Source organism: Clostridium sp. D43t1_170807_H7, from assembly GCF_015555905.1.
Taxonomy (GTDB): domain Bacteria; phylum Bacillota; class Clostridia; order Clostridiales; family Clostridiaceae; genus Clostridium.
In genome coordinates this window covers 143915-150089 of sequence record NZ_JADNLK010000007.1, presented here as the reverse complement: position 1 = coordinate 150089, position 6175 = coordinate 143915, and the positions used below count along the sequence as shown (strand labels likewise).

Below are 6175 nucleotides of genomic sequence, written 5' to 3'. Positions count from 1 at the left end.
CTTGTTTTTCATTCAAATTTATCACCTTCCACACATCCTTATATACCATATTATTACCATTTAGTATGTGTATATAAGTATTGGAAAATACTAGGTGGAAGAATTTTTAAATATTATTTGGGATACTATTAGTCTGTGCTAAACAGGGCACACACAAATTAAAAGAACTAGGTGTATTATCCTAGTTCTTTTCTTGAAATTTGGCTACTATTCTTTTATTTTTATAATACAATCTTTTCTATAAAAAGCCATTCCATACTTTATAATATCTTCATAACCGCTTTCATTAAGCTCATATGCATATTTCTTATCTTCAATTTGCTGTAGAGCATCCTGTGGCTTTGTAAATAGTTCTTTTGGTTTATCACAAACCTTCATTTCAATTATTACTGCTTTATCAAAAATTGATAGTGGTTTTATATAAATATCACATCTTCCATCACCAGTTTCTCTGTTGGATTTTACAATGTAACCATCCATATGTGATAATAATCCTATCATAAATCCATGATAAAAGTTTTCATATGCATCATTAAAGCTTATTGTCTTCTTTAATAGCCTATTTACTTCCTTTTGAAATACATCAACTTCTCCGTTTATAATTGAAGTATACAGAATCGATAAATCTTCGCTTTTTATCTTTTCATTAAACCATTTAAGTATCTTAGTTCTAAAGATATACTTAACTTCTAAATTTGGTATTGCTAGCTCTACAAACTTTTCTTGAGTATTTTCATCCATTCTTTCACTTATCTTTTTGAAATACCCTGTAAAGAACATAAAGTTCCATAAATTGTCTAAGTTATCATAAACATCATCGTAAGTTATATCTTCATGTACTGGTTTTTCTATAGTTTTTCCTTCAATTAAAGCCTCTATTTCGCCTTTAGTTATATCATCAGCTCTTTCTATAAGACTTTTCACTATACTATTTGAGCTTGTATTTGCCCAGTATGATGTTGGGAATACATGACTATTTCCTAAAACATCGTAAATATATTTTACAACACTCCAAGGATTATAAACATTTTTATGGCCAAAAGTATACCCATTATACCATTTTTTTACAGTTTCATATTTCTCTTGAATATTATAATAATCACATAATTCTTCAACTTCTTCTGCTGTAAAACCAAAATATTCTGCATATCTATTATTTAAAATTGAAATAATATTTAAGTTGTTAAGTCCTGTAAAAATGCTTTCACGTGATATTCTTAAACATCCCGTTATAATTGAAAACTCTAATGATGGATTTGTTTTTAATGCTGATTCAAACAGTGATCTTATAAAGCTTATCATTTCATCATAAAACCCTTCAAAAAATGCATTTTCTAGTGGCACATCATATTCATCTATTAATATTATTGTTTTACTGCCAAAGTATTTCTCTAAACAACTGCTTAAAAATTGTAATGATTTTGCATATTCTATTTCTTTTGCTTCTCCATTTGAAATATCTAAAAATATTTTCTTTTCACTTTGTAAAAGCTTATCACTATTTAAAATGAAATTATGTCTTCTATATTCTTTCATTATTTCATCTATCAATGATTCATATGCCATTTTATAAGTTGGCTGCTTTGCTGATTTTAAAGAAAGATTAATTACAGGGTACTTACCCATATACTTAGTATATTTTTCTCCTTCCGCCTTTATATTTAATCCTTCAAAAAGATAAGAGTTGTCTATTTTCTCTCCAGTAAACTGATCTCTTTTATCTTCAAAATAATATTGAAGCATACTCATATTTAATGTCTTACCAAATCTTCTTGGTCTAGTAAATAAATTTACTGCAGCCTTATTATCTAATAAATCCTTTATAAGAAAAGTTTTATCTACAAAGTAATACCCTCTTGTTATTAACATTTCAAAATTATCTATTCCTATTGGAAGTGGTTTTTGCTCCATTTTGCCTTACCTCCACTTTATTTCTTACCTTTTATTATATCCTAATTTATATGTTGATTAAACAATAATATTGAAATTATTTGAACAGTCACTTAAACTCAATACTCTCTGGTGTTAGTATAAAGTAGTGGACACGATAAGTAGAACTAAGTAAAATAGTATTTAGATAAGAAGGGATGTATCCATTATGGCAAGTGGAAAAAGATACGATCAAGAATACAAAAATATGATAGTAGAGTTATTTAAGTCAGGAATGAGCTTAGCAAAGCTAAGTAGCGAATATGGCATTGCAAAATCAACAATTAACGGTTGGGTTAAAGACGTAAAAGAAATTAGAATAGATGAAAATGAAGTTATGACCTTAAAAGAAGTAAAAGCTTTAAAAAAGGAAATGGCAAGGATTAAAGATGAAAATGAAATATTACACCACAGGCGGGCTTTAGCCAAAAAAGCTATGGCCATATTTGCAACAAGAAATTATATGTAGTAATAGAATTTATAGATAGTAATAAAGCCAAACATGATATTAAGACTATGTGTACCGTTCTAGGCGTGGCCAGAAGCACATATTATAAATCTTTTGATAAAACTAAATCTGTAAGAGAAATAGAAAATGAAGAATTAAAAGCAGCTATTATAAGATATATAAAGCTAATAAAGGTATATATGGAGCTCCACGTATTCATCATATACTAGGTACAGAAGGCTTTAATGTATCTTTAAAGAGAGTTCAAATGAAAATGACATAACTTGGATTTCATTCAATAACTGTAAAAAAACACAAACATAATTCAAATAAAAAAGTAGCAGAAAATTTAGAAAACATTTTAAAGAGAGATTTTACAACTAATTCTATTAATGAAAAATGGGTAGGAAATATTACATATATTCATACTATTAAAGATAGTTGGTGTTATTTAGCCACAGTTCTTGACTTACACTCTAAAAAAGTAATTGGCTACGCTTTCGGTAAAAGAATGACTAATGATTTAGTTATTAAATCTTTGAAAAATGCTTATTATAAGCAAAATCCTGATAAAAATAAATCTCTAATATTTCATACAGACTTAGGCTCTCAATATACTAGTAATGATTTAAAAGAGCTATGTAAAAAGTTTAATATTATAGAATCATTTAGTAAAAAAGGTTGTCCATATGATAATGCTTGTATAGAATCTTTTCATTCTTCAATAAAGAAGGAAGAAATCTATAGAAATACATACCGTACCTTCGAAGAAGCTAATATAGCTATATTTAAATATATTGAAGGTTGGTATAACAGAAAAAGGCTATACTCTTCTATTAATTACATGACACCAGATCAATATGAATTACTAGCTAGAAGTGCCATATAAAAAAGTTTTACTTTTTGTGTCCAATATATTGACATAAGACCATAATGAATTTTTAAAATCTTTAGTTTCATTTAAAGCATCTATAAAAGTTTTTCCGTTACCCATCCTATATCTTACATCTTTCACTTTCTTATTATCTTTTCTTATAGCCTAATTTTCATGTTGATTAAACAGTAATTTGAAATTATTTGGACTGTCACTTAAAGTAAAATTTAATAAATCTATTTTCTTTTATCCTCCAAAAAAACAAAAGACTTATATCCCTTAATATATAAATCCTTCATCGACCTTAGTTTTATTTTATTCTTAGTCTTTAATTTTTGTTTTATCGCCCTCTCTACTAGTTGAATATCATCTACTAAGTTTTCCTCTGAGAGCTTGTTACTTAAATATATCTCCACTAATATTTATTACATCCATCATAGTTATTTTTGTACCATCCTCTAAATATATTATAGGTTCAATTCCATCTATTTTCTTAACTTTACCAGTTGCTTCTACGTACTCACCACCAGATTTATAGTTATCTTTAACAAAGTAAGTTAAGGTAACCTTTGGATGTTCACTTATATTCTCTAAAAGCATCTGAAATCTACTATCTAATATCTGCATAGAATCTTCATCTAATGTAATTCGTTCACTAGTAAGTCTCCCTGCTTCCTTTATTGCATCTGAATGAGTTGTTAGTGCTGCAAATGGTGAAAATTGAGCTGCACGGTCAATTAGTTTCATGTGTGGTCTTGTACTACTTTTTTTATAAGGTAAATTTATAATATCATCATATCCTTCAGCCATACTTTCACATCCTTTATATTCTTATGCTTTGTGTCCACCTATCTGGTTATTACGTTCCTTACCAGTAGCTCCTTCTTCCAAGTTCATTCCTTTAAGCAAAGCATTTTTACCATATTTCTTTTTAATATACAATATAGCCTCTTGTATTTTTTTCTCTTTAGATTCTTCTTGATATTCTTGCTCTTTTTGTTTCTCTAATGCAGTATAATCTGTAAATAAATCAATTTGCTGATGAGTTATTTTCTTTGTTGCAATTTCTTCATCCACTAACCTATTTGCAACAATATTTATTTTTCTAATAAGCAAGTTTTTATTTACAATTCTATCATATAAGTCTAATACAGCATCCATTATTAACATTGTAGATGATGTTTGTTTATGAATATTAGTAGTTCCATGAGCATGCTTTGGAACCTTTCTTCCATATGCATCTATTGTGATTTCACCTGTATATTGTCTACTTATTTCTTTATTTTTAAGATTTTCAATATCATATCCAATAGTTAAAACAATTTGATCTGTTACCATCTTTTTATCTACCAAATCCAATACAAGAGCATCTGTCATTTCCTTTACTACTAGCCTTGCTTTATCAAAGGAATATGGATATAAAAGTACTTGCCCTGAGCTTATGCTTGTTGTAGCTGGTCGATATGCTTTAACATCTGCTAATGTACAAGGCTCCCACCCCCAGGCATGATCTATTAATAATTCAGCATTTATTCCAAAAAGCTTGTACAATAACTTTTCTCCATAAGGTGATAAAGACATTCTTGCAACATCTCCCATAGTGTACATGCCATTTGCTTCTAATTTTTTGGCATACCCTCTACCTACTCTCCAAAATGATGTTAGAGGTTTATGATTCCATAATAACTGTCTGTAAGACATTTCATCAAGCTCTGCAATACTCACACCATCTCTGTCAGGTAGCATCTTTTTAGCAACAATATCCATAGCTATCTTAGCAAGATATAGATTACTACCTATACCAGCTGTTGCAGTTATACCAGTTGTCTTTAATACATCACGAATAATTGTCATAGCTAAATCACGAGGAGACATTTTGTAGGTTTTTAAATATGCTGTTACATCAATAAACACTTCATCTATAGAGTAAATATGTATATCCTCTGGTGCAATATATTTTAAATAAACATTATAAATTCTAGTGCTATATTCAACATAAAGAGCCATACGTGGTACAGCAACAATATAGTCAACTGAAACTGACGAATTAGACCTCAGCTCATCTATACTATAAGAAGCACCTGTAAACTGCCTTTTAGGTGCATAAGCTTTACGCTTAATATTTTCCTCACGAATCTTTTGCAAAACTTCAAAAAGCCTTGGTCTACCAGGTACTCCAAAGGATTTAAGAGAAGGTGAAACTGCAAGACAAATAGTTTTCTCTGATCTAGCAGCATCTGCCACAACAAGGTTAGTTGTCATAGGATTTAGTCCTCTTTCAATGCATTCCACTGAAGCATAAAAGGACTTTAAATCTATTGCTATGTATGTTTTATTACCTGATATCATCACAGTCTCCTCCTTTGTAAATTTATTCTTTTATTATTGTACTATATTATGTATTAATAATCCATTTTCAAAAGTAAGGTATATAATAAATTCAACACTTTGGTATCCTCTGTAAACAGTTGCATTTTTATAGCATCCAACTACTGATGTAAAATCATTTGTAGGGGATTTAGCACACCATATAACTAATACATGATCTATAGATTCAATATCTTTATTTATACCCTTATCTATTTTTTCAATATGAAGTTAATTTATGTTAATTCCATTAGTTGATTTTGCCTAAAAAACCTATTAAACTCTATAGCACTTTTTCTTTTTACTATGCTCATTATTTTGTACCTTCTTTATAAAATCCCCCTTTTTCTCCTTACTATATAATTTCTGCTTATAATTAACGAAATCATTTTCTTCTTCATTTTCAATTATCTTCAAAATTCTATCCTTCATAATTCTCTATACCTTATATTATTTCGTAAATTATTACAATTATTTTTATACATATTATAACATATTATTCTAATTACTTACAAAAGTAAATCTATTTTGCAAAATTTAAGCCACCGATATTAATA

The 6175-nt window shown here is 28.5% G+C and carries 4 protein-coding genes and 1 pseudogene; 1 reads left to right on the top strand and 4 read right to left on the bottom strand.

Annotated features, from left to right (window positions below):
* Window positions 1-207 precede the first annotated feature (207 nt).
* The gene (locus tag I2E98_RS06460; RefSeq protein WP_195468141.1) at window positions 208-1911 is read right to left on the bottom strand and encodes an AAA family ATPase; all 1704 of its coding nucleotides are present in this window, start codon (window positions 1909-1911) and stop codon (window positions 208-210) included.
* A 187-nt stretch (window positions 1912-2098) separates the two neighbouring features.
* Here I2E98_RS06460 and I2E98_RS06455 point away from each other — a divergent pair.
* Window positions 2099-3266, top strand: a pseudogene (locus tag I2E98_RS06455) (IS3 family transposase).
* Window positions 3267-3647: 381 nt separating this feature from the next.
* Here the strand turns inward: I2E98_RS06455 and I2E98_RS06450 are convergent.
* From I2E98_RS06450 to I2E98_RS06440, 3 genes are all read right to left on the bottom strand, one after another.
* Window positions 3648-4061, bottom strand: coding sequence for a hypothetical protein (locus I2E98_RS06450; RefSeq protein ID WP_195468140.1), 414 nt, complete (start codon window positions 4059-4061; stop codon window positions 3648-3650).
* A 21-nt stretch (window positions 4062-4082) separates the two neighbouring features.
* Window positions 4083-5600, bottom strand: a complete 1518-nt coding sequence (locus I2E98_RS06445; protein WP_195468139.1) for a DNA methylase — start codon at window positions 5598-5600, stop codon at window positions 4083-4085.
* A 294-nt stretch (window positions 5601-5894) separates the two neighbouring features.
* A complete protein-coding gene (locus I2E98_RS06440; protein WP_195468138.1) occupies window positions 5895-6035 on the bottom strand; it encodes a hypothetical protein in 141 nt (46 codons plus the stop codon).
* Window positions 6036-6175: the final 140 nt, after the last annotated feature.

Excerpts from the sequence above, each read along its gene's own strand:
- I2E98_RS06445 (WP_195468139.1), bottom strand. The coding sequence starts at position 5,600 with ATGATATCAGGTAATAAAACATACATAGCAATAGATTTAAAGTCCTTT.
- I2E98_RS06460 (WP_195468141.1), bottom strand. The coding sequence starts at position 1,911 with ATGGAGCAAAAACCACTTCCAATAGGAATAGATAATTTTGAAATGTTA.
- I2E98_RS06450 (WP_195468140.1), bottom strand. The coding sequence starts at position 4,061 with ATGGCTGAAGGATATGATGATATTATAAATTTACCTTATAAAAAAAGT.